17 protein-coding genes are annotated in these 14119 nt (G+C 40.1%); 12 read left to right on the forward strand and 5 right to left on the reverse strand.

All coding sequences use genetic code 11. From position 1 onward, the window contains the following. Positions 1 to 6 precede the first annotated feature (6 nt). The gene (locus ATS76_RS02785) at positions 7 to 735 is read right to left on the reverse strand and encodes a glutathione peroxidase (RefSeq protein WP_058550956.1); all 729 of its coding nucleotides are present in this window, start codon (positions 733 to 735) and stop codon (positions 7 to 9) included. 111 nt (positions 736 to 846) lie between these two features. Here ATS76_RS02785 and ATS76_RS02790 point away from each other — a divergent pair, with 111 nt between their 5' ends. Next, positions 847 to 1746, forward strand: coding sequence for a LysR substrate-binding domain-containing protein (locus ATS76_RS02790; RefSeq protein ID WP_058550957.1), 900 nt, complete (start codon positions 847 to 849; stop codon positions 1744 to 1746). Here ATS76_RS02790 and ATS76_RS02795 read toward each other — a convergent pair. Beyond that, complete coding sequence (locus ATS76_RS02795; RefSeq protein WP_058551054.1) at positions 1743 to 2936, reverse strand: flagellar assembly protein FlgT; 1194 nt, start codon at positions 2934 to 2936, stop codon at positions 1743 to 1745. The two genes, ATS76_RS02790 and ATS76_RS02795, sit on opposite strands and share 4 nt — an antisense overlap. Before the next feature lie 139 nt (positions 2937 to 3075). On the opposite strand from ATS76_RS02795, the gene ATS76_RS02800 reads away from it, so the two are divergent. After that, on the forward strand, positions 3076 to 3534 hold the full coding sequence (locus tag ATS76_RS02800) for an LPP20 family lipoprotein (protein WP_058550958.1): 459 nt from the start codon (positions 3076 to 3078) through the stop codon (positions 3532 to 3534). Positions 3535 to 4016: 482 nt separating this feature from the next. Here ATS76_RS02800 and flgN read toward each other — a convergent pair whose 3' ends face one another. The 3 genes from flgN to flgA form a co-directional block, all read right to left on the reverse strand. Continuing rightward, the gene (flgN, locus tag ATS76_RS02805) at positions 4017 to 4448 is read right to left on the reverse strand and encodes a flagellar protein FlgN (protein WP_058403566.1); all 432 of its coding nucleotides are present in this window, start codon (positions 4446 to 4448) and stop codon (positions 4017 to 4019) included. Beyond that, the gene (gene flgM / locus ATS76_RS02810) at positions 4441 to 4761 is read right to left on the reverse strand and encodes a flagellar biosynthesis anti-sigma factor FlgM (RefSeq protein ID WP_058403541.1); all 321 of its coding nucleotides are present in this window, start codon (positions 4759 to 4761) and stop codon (positions 4441 to 4443) included. The genes flgN and flgM overlap by 8 nt, the downstream gene beginning before the upstream one ends. A 75-nt stretch (positions 4762 to 4836) precedes the next feature. Then, the gene (gene flgA, locus ATS76_RS02815) at positions 4837 to 5544 is read right to left on the reverse strand and encodes a flagellar basal body P-ring formation chaperone FlgA (RefSeq protein ID WP_058550959.1); all 708 of its coding nucleotides are present in this window, start codon (positions 5542 to 5544) and stop codon (positions 4837 to 4839) included. A 142-nt stretch (positions 5545 to 5686) separates the two neighbouring features. Between flgA and ATS76_RS02820 the strand changes: the two genes are divergently transcribed. From ATS76_RS02820 to ATS76_RS02865, 10 genes are all read left to right on the forward strand, one after another. Further along, positions 5687 to 6619 (forward strand): chemotaxis protein CheV, encoded by a 933-nt coding sequence (locus ATS76_RS02820; protein WP_058403539.1) that lies wholly within the window; start codon positions 5687 to 5689, stop codon positions 6617 to 6619. A gap of 20 nt (positions 6620 to 6639) precedes the next feature. Further along, positions 6640 to 7470: a CheR family methyltransferase gene (locus ATS76_RS02825; RefSeq protein WP_058403538.1), complete on the forward strand. Its 831-nt coding sequence runs from the start codon at positions 6640 to 6642 to the stop codon at positions 7468 to 7470. A 141-nt stretch (positions 7471 to 7611) separates the two neighbouring features. After that, entirely contained in the window at positions 7612 to 8019 is a 408-nt protein-coding gene (gene flgB / locus ATS76_RS02830; RefSeq protein ID WP_006792698.1) for a flagellar basal body rod protein FlgB, read from the forward strand. A gap of 5 nt (positions 8020 to 8024) precedes the next feature. After that, positions 8025 to 8456 carry a flagellar basal body rod protein FlgC gene (gene flgC / locus ATS76_RS02835; protein WP_058403537.1) on the forward strand — a complete coding sequence of 144 codons (432 nt, stop codon included), beginning with the start codon at positions 8025 to 8027 and terminating at the stop codon, positions 8454 to 8456. Positions 8457 to 8469: 13 nt separating this feature from the next. Further along, complete coding sequence (locus ATS76_RS02840) at positions 8470 to 9150, forward strand: flagellar hook assembly protein FlgD (RefSeq protein WP_058550960.1); 681 nt, start codon at positions 8470 to 8472, stop codon at positions 9148 to 9150. Positions 9151 to 9209: 59 nt separating this feature from the next. Further along, a complete protein-coding gene (gene flgE, locus ATS76_RS02845) occupies positions 9210 to 10571 on the forward strand; it encodes a flagellar hook protein FlgE (protein ID WP_058550961.1) in 1362 nt (453 codons plus the stop codon). A 168-nt stretch (positions 10572 to 10739) separates the two neighbouring features. Beyond that, entirely contained in the window at positions 10740 to 11483 is a 744-nt protein-coding gene (locus tag ATS76_RS02850) for a flagellar basal body rod protein FlgF (protein WP_006792702.1), read from the forward strand. A 20-nt stretch (positions 11484 to 11503) separates the two neighbouring features. Beyond that, positions 11504 to 12292: a flagellar basal-body rod protein FlgG gene (gene flgG / locus ATS76_RS02855; RefSeq protein WP_006792703.1), complete on the forward strand. Its 789-nt coding sequence runs from the start codon at positions 11504 to 11506 to the stop codon at positions 12290 to 12292. A 15-nt stretch (positions 12293 to 12307) separates the two neighbouring features. Then, positions 12308 to 12991 carry a flagellar basal body L-ring protein FlgH gene (gene flgH / locus ATS76_RS02860; RefSeq protein ID WP_006792704.1) on the forward strand — a complete coding sequence of 228 codons (684 nt, stop codon included), beginning with the start codon at positions 12308 to 12310 and terminating at the stop codon, positions 12989 to 12991. Between the two features lie 12 nt (positions 12992 to 13003). Then, on the forward strand, positions 13004 to 14098 hold the full coding sequence (locus ATS76_RS02865) for a flagellar basal body P-ring protein FlgI (protein ID WP_058550962.1): 1095 nt from the start codon (positions 13004 to 13006) through the stop codon (positions 14096 to 14098). Positions 14099 to 14119: the final 21 nt, after the last annotated feature.

A 14119-nucleotide genomic window follows, 5' to 3' on the forward strand; every position in this document is an offset into this window, starting at 1 on the left:
TACTTATTAAGCAAAGTATTTTTCTAGGTCGTCTGAGCCACCAATGTGTTTACCACCAATAAATATTTGTGGAACGGTGTCGCGGCCAGAGATTGCTTTAAGGCTTGTTAATGATGCACCTGCACCCATAGTAATTTCTTCATAGGCAAATCCTTTTTCTGTAAGAAGCTCTTTTGCTTTTTTACAGAATGGACAACCAGGTTTAGTGAAAACGCTTACTGGCTCTGGTTTAGCTTGTTTAGGGTTGATGTAATCAAGCATGGTGTCAGCGTCAGACACTTCAAACGGGTCGCCTGGTAGATCTGGTTCGATGAACATTTTTTCAATTACGCCATCTTTTACCAGCATAGAGTATCTCCAGCTGCGCTTACCAAAGCCTAAATCGTTTTTGTCTACTAACATGCCCATGCCGTCTGTAAACTCGCCGTTGCCGTCTGGTAGTAAAGTAATGTTTTGCGCTTCTTGGTGTTCAGCCCATGCATTCATTACAAATGTATCGTTTACTGATAAACACACAATTTCGTCTACGCCATTTTGTTTAAATACGCCAGCTAACTCGTTGTAGCGAGGAAGGTGAGTAGATGAACATGTTGGGGTAAATGCGCCTGGCAGTGAAAATACAGCGACTGTTCTGCCTTTAAAAATTTCGTCTGTTGTTACCGATTTCCATTCGTCGTTTTGACGTGTTGCAAATGTAACGTTAGGGATTGTTTGACCTTCAATATTTTTTAACATGGTTTAGTTCCTCTTGATTTGTTAAAGCCATTATGGCGAAAATTTAAATATAGTTCTAATCGTTTGTTTGTATTAAACTGATAGTCAAAAGCTATCAGGTTGGAGCTGAACATGAACTTAAAAGATTTTGAATACGTTAAAGCTATAGCGCAACATAAACATTTTCGTAAAGCAGCCGATGCGTGCTTTGTTAGCCAGCCAACACTGAGTGGGCAGGTTAAAAAGCTTGAGCAAACCTTGGGTGTTTCTTTATTTGACCGCTCAACTAAACAAGTTACCCTAACGGCTAAAGGAGCACGTTTACTAGCGCAAATAGAGGTTATTTTAGAGCAAACCCAAATACTCAAAGAGCTTGCTTCTACCTCTAACGACCCATTACAAGGTAAGTTAACAATTGGTATTATTCCAACTATCGCACCGTATTTATTGCCTACGTTGTTAACTTCGATGAAAGAGGCGTTTGTAGACAGCCAATTTTCGTTTATCGAAATGCAAACAGCGACCATATTAGATGCGCTTAATAATGGTGAGCTTGATTTTGCAATTTTAGCCGACGTACCAGAGCTTAAGCACTACCATACTATCCCACTTTATAAAGAAGACTTTTTAGTTGCTGTTTCACAAGACAACGCGTTGGCTAAGCATAAAAAAGTAGCGCTAAGCGATCTTCAAGGATGCAGCCTATTGATGTTAAGTGATGGTCATTGCTTTAAAGATCAAGCCCAAAAGTTTTGTTTTTCAGCAGGGGTTGATGTGTCTAGTCAATATAAAGGCAATAGCCTAGAAACGTTACTTGCATTAGTGGCGATGGATGATGGGGTTACTTTTGTGCCAAAGTTAGCTTGCACGCAGCGAACAGGCATTGATTATATGCCTATATTTCCCAACCAACAGCGTAATGTTGTATTTGCATGCAGAAAGCATTATCCGCATTTGGCAGGGGTTGAGCAATTAGGTGAGTGGTTGTCGGCTCACCCTAATTTAAAAACACAGCTTGCTAAAGCGCTTTAAAGATCTTGGCTTATTACTTCAACTACATCGTTGATTTGTACGCCGGGCAAAGGTTGGTCGTCAATGCTAACTGCAACCGCAGTTTGTTGATATAACTGCTCTACACGTATTTTATTAAGTGTTGTAGTGGTATGAGGCATTACATTACCTGCAGCATCAGTTAGGTAATTATGGTGTGCAATACTTAGCATTTGTCCTTTTTTTAGGCCATGAGCTTTACCTAAATTAATCACTATTTTGCTGTTTTCCATATGCATTATTTTACCTTGTGTTGGAAAACAGGCTAGCACAGCTTGTAAATCATAACTTAAGGTTTGATTTATATCTTGTATGCTTTGGCCGTAAGGCGATTGCCAAAATCTATCACTGTTGACATCAATAATAGCGGTTTTATCAAACGGCCAAATACCTTGGCTTTGATAGCTATTAGTCCAAAGTTGCTCGTAGGTTGTGCCATTAAAAAGGCTAAACTCTATTTTGTAATTGCGTTGGTAGCTGTCGTCTTGCCAAAAAGCATAATCGCTATTGAGTTTATCGCTTGTTGATAGGTCGGTAATTTGGCTAAGTAACACGTATTGAGCGTTAGTACGGGATGCTATTTCCTCTAACTGTATTTTTGAATAGTCATACTGTTGTGAAAAGTAATTATCTACATTTAAAGGTATATTGTAATAAGCAACGGGTAGGGCGCTCATTTTTGATTTTTGTAAGGTGGTGAATATTCGCTTGCTAATTGCTTTGTTTACGTCAAATATTTGACCCATTCTGGCTTGCTCTCGATGAGCTAGCTGACTTTGTGTTACGGCAACAAATTTGTTAAAGCTGCTTTGCGGGCACTGCTCTGTTTGCGCAAATATATCTAAACGCAGGGTAATGGCAAATTTATCGTCGTATTTATTTTCACTTACAAGTTCAATTTTTTGAATTTCGCCGTGGCTACTAATTTTTAACTGATCTTGCATTAACACGCCGTCTACCAAGGTTTGTACAGAGCTAACACGTGCCCCAGAAAAAACCAACGCTTGAGTTATGGCATCTTTTATAGCTGCTGATTTGGCCGTGCTTATGTCGTCGTTTTGAATAAGTGCATGCCCGGTAGATTCATACCACTGCGCATTTGAAAAAGCCGAAAACGTAAATAACGCAGTTGCGCTTAGTCCTGCAAATGCCTTTAATAAAAACGATTTCATACTTTTACTCCAAATATACGTTAGCTTTACTATCAAAGCAGCAAGGACTGTACCAATGTTATTTATCAACGAAGATAACGCTATTAATGGCATTAAACGTGCATAAATCAAAATAATTAATATATTAGGGCATAAAACTATGCGAGCAATTTCATTACTGATCACATTAGGGTGTTTAACTTTAAGTGGATGCAGCAGCGTGTTTGATAAGCACGTAGAATACAAATACGTTGAACCTAATAATTACCCCGTGTTAAAAGCGGTAGGTTACGCGCCTATTAGTTTACAAAAAGGAGCGAGTGCTTCTCAAAAACAGCTTATGGCTATCAAAGCCTCTAAGCTAGAGGCCTACCGAGAGCTCACTGAACAAGTTTATGGGCAAAAGGTGACCGCAGGTATGAGTGTTGAAAACGCAGTAGCAAAAGACGATTACTTACAAAGCAAAGTGCAAGGCGTAATTAAAGGTGCGCAAATTATTAAAACTTATGCGGTAGACGATACTTATGTTACTGAGCTTGAACTCAACATGAAGCGTGTGCACGACCTATATATTGGTGAAATAAAACCACGTGAAGTTAAAAAAGTGACTTATTACTAAGACCTGTTGATTTTTGCGGATTAAAACTTTTCAAACTAGAGGTTATTTAGCCACTGCACGAGATATGTAAGCCAGTAGGATAACTGCTCCTGCGTTATTCTACTGGGTATACCAATTCGCTTAATTAAGTCATCTATTTTAAAGCTATTAACGCGTTTTGCCCCGCAAAAAGATTAAGTATTATTGCGGATTGGTATTACATCCATGTAGGCAATAAAGAGTAAATAACCTCTGGATATACCCCTTCGAGCAGCGACTGCTGACCATCAATGCTGCGTTATCGTTAATTTATTGGGAATCTCACACTATATGGGCTCCGCCTTGCCTAAAACCCAAACAAACTGCTGAAAATTAACCCACCAGAGTACAACACGCACTAATGAAGTTTATTTACATTTGCTAAGTGATTTTGAGATTCTTTATATTAAATAACAGGTAGGTAATGTTTTAAAGGCGGCGCTATTAAGCTGGATGGTTTCTGATTAAGCTTTTAAGTTTCGCACGAGTTGGCCGTTAGTGTTAACTTCACCGCCAGACTGGTTGTATGTAGTGGATGACGGGGCTCCAATTAAAATGCTTTTTAATTGTTTAACGCTTAGCTGAGCTTGATGCGCTGCATGTGCGTTTACTTCATTTTGTTTTTGGCATTTTTCTAACTTACTACGAACTTGGGAAATAAGCTCTGGAAGCTCTTCTGATTGTTCGTCGTTTTTAGCAAGTAACTTATTAAGCTCTTGGTCGAGGGTATTTAGTTTGGTTAATAAAGACATTTTTTGTTGGGTAATTTCTTTTAAACCTTCACCTCTTCTTGAGGCAATAGCTGTTAGCTCGTCGTTTAATAAAACATCGAGAGAGTCTAAGCACTTATCTTGCTCGTTTAGCTTAACAATAATTAAGCTATTATGATCAGCCATATACATCAAACTCGAAGTCAGCTAGATTTTTTGCAAGCTTTTCACTGTCAATTTGATACTTACCTTCAGTGATTGCTTTTTTAAGCTCAGCAACTTTGTCACTATCAAATCCAGACGACTGTTGTGCTTTTTCTTGCAAAGTTTTTAACTGCTGTGCTTGTGGTGTTAAGCTCACAGAATCGCTGGCAGCTTTAGGTGTAGCCGATTGAGCCGCTTGTGTATTTGCATTATCTCTTTGCAAATCAACCTTTTGTTGTTTAGCATTAGCTAAAGCGCTTGGTTGTTGATTACCTGAATTGACTTGATTAACCATAATAAAAATCCATAATTTACCCAACTAATACCAGTTTATCGGCATATCTTTAGTAAACTTTAATATTATTTTTAATTAAATATTTACTTGTACAGACCCTACACCATCTACACGCGCATTTAAAACTTTACCTGTTTTTTTGTTCTCTACACGTATTTGATCGCCTAATGTACCATCTTCAAGCGCAACGCCAGTTGTTTTTATTTGTAACCCTTTGGTACTTGCATAAATGTTAATTGCATCACCTTTGCACACCATGCATATCTGATTCAGCAATATTGGCATACCTTCGCGAATGTTGCGTTTACTTCTGCTTCCAATAAGTACTTTTGGTTCGTCTAGATATTGTACTCTTACAAAGTGCGTTGGTTTCATTTCAATGGTTAGATGATCGCTGGTTATTACTTCACCCCGCGCAATATTATCAGTAGTAACAACAACTGGCGCCATTTTTTGCACCTTAATATGAACGTATTGCGCCCAGCTTTGCAGATCGTCGCATTTTATTTGTATTGTAATTTGCCTGTTAAACGGGGGTTCACTCGATGAAATAATAGTGGGTGTTGTTGAACAAGCACGATCGGGTATACGGCTGTCCAACGGTAATGCACTAAGTTGTATTTGCTTACTATCGTGTTCACCAATTTGTTCAGCGATGTAATTTACAGCCATTTCTTGAAGTAATGCTTTACTAAATACCTGAGCAGATACAGGGAATGCTAAACCTAGGCTAGCAACAAAATAAAAAACACTGTATCTTTTGATTTTTTTTAACAAACTCATAATGTTTCGACTATGCTTATGGTTTCAAACAGGGTATAAATATTTTGCGTCAAAATTAAGACGCACCCACGATGTTGTGTAGCTTTGTATATATAGGAAGCAATTATCGTTCCGTATTATTTGTTTTCTAAAGGAGATTTTAATGGCAGGCATTTTAGACTCAGTAAACCAGCGTACTCAGCTGGTTGGCCAGAACCGCCTAGAATTACTATTATTTAAACTCAGAGGGCGCCAGCGTTTTGGGATCAATGTATTTAAGGTAAGAGAAGTTCTTCAATGTCCTCCGCTTACTAGTATGCCAAAGTCGAACACTTACATTCGTGGTGTTGCACATATTCGTGGTCAAACTATTTCGGTTATTGATTTATCAATGGCTGTAGGTGGACGCCCGATAGACAATATTCAAGACAGCTTTATTATTATCGCCGAATACAATCGCTCTGTGCAGGGCTTTTTAGTTGGTGGTGTAGAGCGCATTGTTAATATGAACTGGGAAAAAATAATGCCGCCGCCATCGGGGGCGGGTCGTTATTCTTACTTGACTGCTGTTACAGAGATTGAGAACGAACTTGTTGAAATACTCGACGTTGAAAAAATCCTAAATGAAATTTGCCCTGTTAACACCGAAGTAAGCGCAGAAGTTGCTGAAAGTGGCGATATTCAGAAAGACTTGGGTGAGCGAATAGTATTTATAGCTGATGATAGTGCGGTTGCACGCAATCAGGTAAAACGTGCGCTAGAGCCGCTTGGTGTGCAAACGGAACTTGCCAAAAATGGTAAAGAAGCACTCGTAAGACTCAAAGAAATTGCCGAGCTTGATTGCCAAACCGATATTACAGAACGTGTGGCGCTGCTTATATCTGATGTTGAAATGCCAGAAATGGATGGCTATACACTAACGGCAGAAATAAAAGCAGACCCAAAACTTGCACCTTTACATGTTATTTTGCATACGTCACTCAGTGGTGTATTTAACCAAGCAATGATTGAAAAGGTAGGGGCAGACGATTTTATTGCTAAATTTAACCCAGATGAATTAGCCACTGCGGTTAAAAAATGGGTTCATTGTGAATAATCAAAACAGGTGCTACTAATTTGAATAACAAAGACTTGCAGCAAAATGAATACGATCAATTTCGTTCATTTTTAGAACAGCAATGTGGTATTGTTCTTGGTGAAAATAAGCAATACTTGGTTAAAAGCAGGCTTGCGCCATTAATGGCTCGTTTTGATGTAGGGTCGTTATCTGAACTTGTTAGCAAAACACTAGGGCCACATGAAAGGCAATTACGAGCGGCTGTTGTTGATGCGATGACCACCAACGAAACTTTGTGGTTTAGAGATCAATACCCGTTTGAGCTTCTGCAAAACCGCTTGTTTCCTGAGTTTAAAGAGTTAAGGCGACCAGTAAAAATTTGGTCTGCGGCCAGTTCGTCTGGGCAAGAGCCTTACTCTATTTCTATGTCGGTTGCGGAGTTTCAGGCTAAACAGCCTGGTGTATTAAAAATGGGTGCTCAAATAATTGGTACCGATATTTCTAATACCATGCTAGATATGTGCAAAAATGGCGAGTACGACGCGCTAGCTTTAGCACGAGGCCTATCGGCTGAGCGCCGTAAAAAGTTTTTTACAGACAGCGGCAATGGCATGGCAAAAGTAAACGATACATTGAAAAAGCAAGTGAGTTTTAGGCACTTAAATTTACTCGATTCGTATGCGTTGATGGGTAAATTCGATATTATTTTTTGCCGTAATGTACTTATTTATTTTTCTCCTGAAGTAAAAGCTAAAATTATTAAACAATTTGCGCAAGCACTTAACCCTAAAGGTTATTTATTTTTAGGGGCTTCGGAGTCAATGGCCGGATTAAGTGACGAATTTGATATGGTTAGATGCAACCCTGGCATTATTTACCAAAAGAAGTAAACCCTCTTTCTTTCCTTTAAAACGACACACTATGTGTCGTTTTTCATTTTAAATCATTCGATTACAAAAAATATAATCACTCAATTATAAATGGCTTATTTATTGCTTTATTCAAACTAAGTCAATTTTTTGGAGATGGTTATGGCTATCAGTTTTGATAAAGCTTTAGGTGTGCATCAGCATACTATGTTGATCCGTTCACAACGAGCAGAAGTGCTAGCGAGTAATATTGCTAATGCTGATACGCCGGGCTACAAAGCAAAAGATATTAATTTTGCCTCAGCATTAAAAGCGGCAAAATCACACCAGCAAAGCGGCAATACAATGGTAACTACTAATGAAAAACACATTGGTGGTGGTACCCGAAGTGTGGGTGGTGATGAATTATTTCGTACGCCAAATCAAACAGATACAGGTGATGGTAACTCAGTGGATGTGCAAGTGGAACGGAACTTGTATACACAGAATGCTATGGAGTATCAGGCCAGCTTACAATTTTTAAGCGGCAAGTTTAAAGGCCTGAATAAAGCCCTCGGTAGTCAAGGATAATAATTATGAGTTTATATAACGTTTTTGATATTGCTGGTTCTGGTATGAGCGCACAAAATGTGCGTTTAAATACCACTGCGAGTAATATTTCGAATGCCAATACAATTAGCTCTTCTCAAGACAAAACGTACCGGGCGCGACAACCTGTATTTGCTGCAGAGCTTACAAAAGCTTCTGAGTCGGCAAGTAACAATCAGGGCTCCTCTGTTGGTGTTAAGGTGCTGGGCATTGTTGAAAGCAGTGCACCATTACAAATTGAATACAACCCTAATCACCCGAGTGCGGATGAAAATGGTTATATTTACAAACCCAACGTTAATGTTGTAGAGGAGATGGCTAACATGATTTCTGCCTCTCGCTCTTATGAAACAAACGTGCAAGTTGCAGATGCAGCTAAGCAAATGTTAAGTAAAACTCTGCTGCTAGGTCAGCGTTAACCGAGGGTAGGTTATGAGTAACGATATTAGTACATCTTCATCCTATTTAGACTCTTTACGGTGGCAGGATACAACACCAACTACAACCGAAGAGCAAAGCGATGCGTTAACTCAAGAAGATTTCTTCTCGTTGTTAACCCAGCAATTATCGTTTCAAGATCCGAGCAAGCCTGCGGATAACGATCAAATGATTGCGCAAATGACCAACTTCACGATGGCTGAAGGCATCTCAAACCTTAATAGTAATTTTGAGTCACTTGCAGCTTCGATGACATCTAACTCCGCTTTACAAGCGTCAACATTAGTTGGAAAGCAAGCATTACTAGAGTCAGATTCTTTAGATTTAAATGCAACGGGTGAGGCCAAAGGGTCAGTGGTTGCAGAAAGCCCAGTAGAGAGTTTAACGCTTCGTATTACAGATGAATCTGGACAACTTGTAAGAAGTATTGAACTAGGATCGCAATCTGCTGGTGCAATACGTTTTGCTTGGGATGGTAAAAACGAAGCGGGTGAACGTTTACCTGAGGGTGAATACAATATAGTGGCTGAAGGCAGCACCAACGGTGAATTTTCAAGCCTTCCTATTGCTACGTTTAAAAATATTGAAAGTGTAAATATAAATGGTGCTAATGGCATCATTATTAACACTAAAGAAGGTGCGGTTAGGCTGACTGATGTCGCAGAGATCGCGTAATAGAGTTTAATAATATTTCGCCTGTTTGCAGGCTGTATTTAATAGGTTAGAGGTCAATTATGAGCTTCAATATTGCATTAACAGGCATAGCTGCCGCACAAAAAGATTTAGACGTTACCGCAAATAATATTGCGAACGTTAATACAACCGGTTTTAAAGAGTCACGCGCTGAGTTTGCTGATGTATATGCCTCTTCAGTGTTTAGTTCTGGTAGAACTAAAAATGGTGACGGTGTTCAAACTACTATGGTTGCCCAGCAATTTCACCAAGGTTCGCTGCAATTTACTAATAACTCATTGGATTTAGCCATTACAGGTGAAGGCTACTTTGCAATGAGCCAAGATTTGGGCGCACAAGATTTTACCTACACACGAGCAGGGGCTTTTAAATTAGATAAAGATAACTTTATCGTTGATGCCAAAGGTAACTTTTTACAAGGTTTCCCTGTAGATGAGGCTACCGGCGATACGACCTCTGTTAGTTTAAGTACTTCGTCAGCACTGCAAATCCCTGATTCGTCTGGATCACCTCGTGCAACGGCAACGGTATACAGCTCATTTAATTTAGATTCACGTGCAGATGCGCCTGCGTTGCCATTTGATCCAACAGAAAGTGCTTCGTATAACTCATCAACTTCAACCACTGTTTACGATTCACTGGGTGAGGCACATGTTTTACAATACTTTTTTGTAAAAAATGATCCGACGACAAACCCTAATGAGTGGGATATACATGCAACGCTCGATGGTTTAGTTGTTGATCCAGCAACGGGCGCTGAGCAAACTACTGCGCCATATACACCTTTAACTACCCTAGGTTTTAGTTCAAGCGGTTTACCTGAAACAACAAATGGGGTTGCTAATGCAAACCCAAGCAGTTTCGATGAGTTAGTTTTACCTGCGGGTGCTGGGACTGGTTTATCTTCGTTACTGACTAACGGCGCGTCATTTCCTGATACGGGCGTAGAGCTTAATTGGCGAGATGAGGCTGCAACTACAAATAAGCAGCCAACTCAGTACGCAAGCCGATTTGAAGTTAAAGCGCTAGACCAAGATGGTGCTACGGTTGGTCGTTTAGCGGGTATTGATATTGGTACCGACGGAAAAATAGTGGCTTCATACAGTAATGGCGACACATCTTTCTTAGGTCAGGTAGCGATGGTTCGTTTTTCTAATTCACAGGGTTTATCGCAAGTTGGTGATACCTCTTGGAAAAAGAGCTTAACGTCAGGAGAGCCAATTGCAGGTGAACCAGGTTCGGGTACATTAGGTTCAATAAATTCATCAGCACTAGAGCAATCTAATGTGAACTTAACGAATGAGTTGGTTGACCTAATTAGTGCTCAGCGTAACTTCCAGGCTAACTCTCGTGCGCTTGAGGTTAACTCAACACTGCAACAGGCAATTCTACAGATTCGTTAATTTAATACTTAACACCATTTTAAGGGCTGCTTTTTAAAGTGGCCCTTTTTACTTTTACTTTTACTTTTACTTCATTTAGTTTGTTTTATAACCATTTCACATCATTTCCTATTGTGGCATCTATTTTGCATTTCCTGTGTATAGAGATTTTTGAAACGAGTCGATGCTATGGACAAAATGGTCTACATTGCGGCCTCAGGCGCTAAACAAAGCCTACAGGGGCTGGCCCTCAAAGCCAATAATTTGGCGAATGCGAATACCACTGGATTTAAGTCAGACTTTGCACAAGCTCGCTCTATGCAGGCTTTTGGCGAAGGGTTGCCGTCGCGTGTTTTTTCTATGCAAGAGCGTCCGGGTTCTAATATGACATCTGGCGGCATAGTCGAAACAGGCAGAGACCTAGATATTGCAATGAGCGATAACGCGTGGTTAAGCGTGCAGGATGCCTCAGGCAATGAAGCTTACACCAAGGTGGGTACATTAAATATTACCGCTGAAGGTATGTTAATGACCAGCCATGGTCGTCAAGTAATTGGCGAAGGTGGGCCTGTCATTTTACCAGTACCGATCGAAAAAATTGAATTTAGTGAAGACGGCGCAATTCAAGTTCGTCCGCAGGGGGCGCCTGCTACGTTTTTAGAAGAAGTTGACCGTTTGAAGGTGGTTGAAGCTAATAGTTTTCAACTAGAAAAAGGGAACGATGGTTTATTTAGGCCCAAGGCAGGAGAGGTTGTTGATACTTCTGCCAATGTCAAAGTATTAAGCGGAACCTTAGAAATGTCTAATGTGAACCCTGTTCACGAAATGGTCGATATGATCAGCCATCAACGTCAATTTGAGTTACAAGTAAAACTGATGAAAACAGCTGAAGATCTTGATAGATCACAAGATCAGCTGATGCGCATAGTTTAACTTTAAATGAGGACACGATTATGAATCCAGCATTGTGGATCAGTAAAACGGGGCTAGACGCTCAACAAACCGATATTTCGGTTATATCAAACAATTTAGCGAATGCCAGTACGGTCGGTTATAAAAAAAGCCGCGCTATTTTTGAAGATTTACTCTATCAAAATATTAACCAGCCCGGAGGCCGCTCGTCACAAGACACCGAAATGCCATCTGGTTTAATGTTAGGTGCCGGTGCAAAAGTAGTGGCTAACCAAAAAAACTTTTCTCAAGGTAATATGCTAACTACTGAGAATTCATTGGATTGGATGATCTCAGGGCCTGGCTTTTTTGAAGTATTACAACCCGATGGCAATATTGCTTATTCTCGTAATGGGCAGTTTACTACCGATGGCGATGGTCGAATTGTAACGTCTGGTTCTGGCTATGTTGTGCAACCAGAGATGAATGTTCCCGATGATGCTCAATCAATCACTATTTCACAAGATGGTGAGGTATCTGTGCGTATTTCAGGCCAAGCCGACAACGTTGTTATTGGCCAGCTTACAATTAGTGATTTTATTAATCCATCGGGTCTTGAGCCTGTAGGGCAAAATCTTTATACCGAAACGGCAGTAAGTGGCGCGCCGGTGCAAGGTAACCCGGGTGTAGAAGGCTTAGGCACAATTATTCAGGGTTCACTTGAAACATCAAATGTAAATGTAACAGAAGAATTGGTTAACCTGATTGAAACGCAGCGAATCTATGAAATGAACTCAAAAGTTATTTCGGCTGTTGACGAAATGATGAGTTACATCAATCAGCAATTATAAGGTGTAGGGGGAATTATGCGTCATTATATGTTATTTGCGGTAGGTACATTATTTTTAAGTGGCTGTGTCTCAACACAAAATAGTGATGTTGTTCAAGATGACCCCTATTATGCGCCAATGTATCCTGAACCAAGTATGGAGCCGGTAGTTGCAACGGGTTCGTTATTTAATACTAATGTATCAAACGACTTATACGCAGACAGAAAAGCACTGCGTACTGGCGATATTATTACTGTTAATCTACAAGAGTCTACTCAAGCAACAAAAGCTGCTAAAACAGAAACTGATAAGCAATCTGATGCAAGCCTAGACCCTGTAATAGGGCTTGGTGGTTTACCCGTTAACATTGGTGGCGATAGTATTCAGTTTGGTATTGGTAGCGATGCCTCTTTTACGGGTGATTCTAAATCAAATCAATCCAACAGCTTATTTGGCAATATTTCGGTCAATGTTATGCGTGTTCTACCTAACGGTAACTTAGTGATTCGCGGCGAAAAGTGGTTAACGTTAAACACTGGCGAAGAATTTATTCGTTTGGAAGGTTTGGTACGCCCGCAAGATGTGAGTTCTGATAATACAGTTGAGTCAAACCGAATAGCCAATGCACGTATTCAGTACTCTGGCAAAGGGCAAACACAAGAAGCGCAAAGTGCAGGTTGGTTAACACGTTTTTTCAGCAGTTCGATTTTTCCTTTTTAGAGGGCATTCATTATGAATGTATTAAAGTTAATTTGTTTAATCACGCTAATAGGTTGCCATTTTTCGGCAAATGCAGAGCGTATTAAAGATATTTCTATGGTCGAAGGGGTTAGATCGAACCAGTTGGTAGGTTATGGCTTAGTAGTCGGTTTACCGGGTACAGGTGAGCAAAGCCGGTTTACTCAACAAAGCTTTAAAGGCATGTTGAGCAATTTTGGAATTTCGCTACCTGCAAGCTTAAGTCCTAAAATTAAAAACGTTGCTGCCGTTGCTGTACATGCTGAATTACCTGCTTTTAGAAAGCCAGGTCAAACAATTGACATAACCGTTTCATCTATCGGTAGTGCGGGTAGCTTGCGTGGCGGTACTTTGTTGCAAACGTTTTTAAAAGGGGCTGATGGCAATGTATATGCTGTAGCTCAAGGCAGTTTAATTGTTGGAGGCCTAGGTGCACAAGGTGCTGACGGCAGCCGTGTTGTTATTAATACCCCGACGGTGGGGCGCATCCCCAGTGGCGCAACAGTAGAGCGTGAAGTTAAAAGCCCGTTTATGCAAGGTGACTTTATAACCTTTAATTTAAATCGCCCTGATTTTACAACAGCAAAGCGCCTTGAAAAAACAATTAACGATTTAGTCGGGCCTAACAGTGCAAAAGCAATCGATTCAGTATCTGTTCGTGTGATTGCTCCTAGAGATGCCTCTCAACGCGTATCTTATTTATCAACACTTGAAAACCTAGAGTTTAAACCTGCAGATATGTCTGCCAAAATTATAGTTAACTCCCGTACTGGTACTATTGTAATAGGCAAAAATGTTAAGTTGCAGCCTGCTGCAATAACGCATGGTGGGTTAACAGTTACTATTACAGAGCAGCAAAACGTGACTCAACCTAATGCGTTGGCTGAGGGGGAAACGGTAGTGACACAGCAATCAATCATTGATGTTAACCAAGATGATTCTCGTGCATTTGTTTTTAACCCGGGTGTTAGCTTAGACGATTTAGTACGCGCTATTAACGAGGTAGGCGCTGCACCAGGCGATTTAATGGCTATTTTAGAAGCCCTAAAAGAAGCTGGAGCTATTAACGGTCAACTTGTTGTTATTTAATATTTATTAAGCTTTAGCAAA

The organism is Pseudoalteromonas sp. 10-33 (genome assembly GCF_001469195.1).
Lineage (GTDB): Bacteria > Pseudomonadota > Gammaproteobacteria > Enterobacterales > Alteromonadaceae > Pseudoalteromonas.

Bases quoted from the DNA above. Each gene is read 5' to 3' on its own strand.
- ATS76_RS02785 (WP_058550956.1), bottom strand. From the start codon at position 735: ATGTTAAAAAATATTGAAGGTCAAACAATCCCTAACGTTACATTTGCA.
- ATS76_RS02790 (WP_058550957.1), top strand. From the start codon at position 847: ATGAACTTAAAAGATTTTGAATACGTTAAAGCTATAGCGCAACATAAA.
- ATS76_RS02795 (WP_058551054.1), bottom strand. From the start codon at position 2,936: ATGAAATCGTTTTTATTAAAGGCATTTGCAGGACTAAGCGCAACTGCG.
- ATS76_RS02800 (WP_058550958.1), top strand. From the start codon at position 3,076: ATGCGAGCAATTTCATTACTGATCACATTAGGGTGTTTAACTTTAAGT.
- flgN (WP_058403566.1), bottom strand. From the start codon at position 4,448: ATGGCTGATCATAATAGCTTAATTATTGTTAAGCTAAACGAGCAAGAT.
- flgM (WP_058403541.1), bottom strand. From the start codon at position 4,761: ATGGTTAATCAAGTCAATTCAGGTAATCAACAACCAAGCGCTTTAGCT.
- flgA (WP_058550959.1), bottom strand. From the start codon at position 5,544: ATGAGTTTGTTAAAAAAAATCAAAAGATACAGTGTTTTTTATTTTGTT.
- ATS76_RS02820 (WP_058403539.1), top strand. From the start codon at position 5,687: ATGGCAGGCATTTTAGACTCAGTAAACCAGCGTACTCAGCTGGTTGGC.
- flgB (WP_006792698.1), top strand. From the start codon at position 7,612: ATGGCTATCAGTTTTGATAAAGCTTTAGGTGTGCATCAGCATACTATG.
- flgC (WP_058403537.1), top strand. From the start codon at position 8,025: ATGAGTTTATATAACGTTTTTGATATTGCTGGTTCTGGTATGAGCGCA.
- ATS76_RS02840 (WP_058550960.1), top strand. From the start codon at position 8,470: ATGAGTAACGATATTAGTACATCTTCATCCTATTTAGACTCTTTACGG.
- flgE (WP_058550961.1), top strand. From the start codon at position 9,210: ATGAGCTTCAATATTGCATTAACAGGCATAGCTGCCGCACAAAAAGAT.
- ATS76_RS02850 (WP_006792702.1), top strand. From the start codon at position 10,740: ATGGACAAAATGGTCTACATTGCGGCCTCAGGCGCTAAACAAAGCCTA.
- flgG (WP_006792703.1), top strand. From the start codon at position 11,504: ATGAATCCAGCATTGTGGATCAGTAAAACGGGGCTAGACGCTCAACAA.
- flgH (WP_006792704.1), top strand. From the start codon at position 12,308: ATGCGTCATTATATGTTATTTGCGGTAGGTACATTATTTTTAAGTGGC.
- ATS76_RS02865 (WP_058550962.1), top strand. From the start codon at position 13,004: ATGAATGTATTAAAGTTAATTTGTTTAATCACGCTAATAGGTTGCCAT.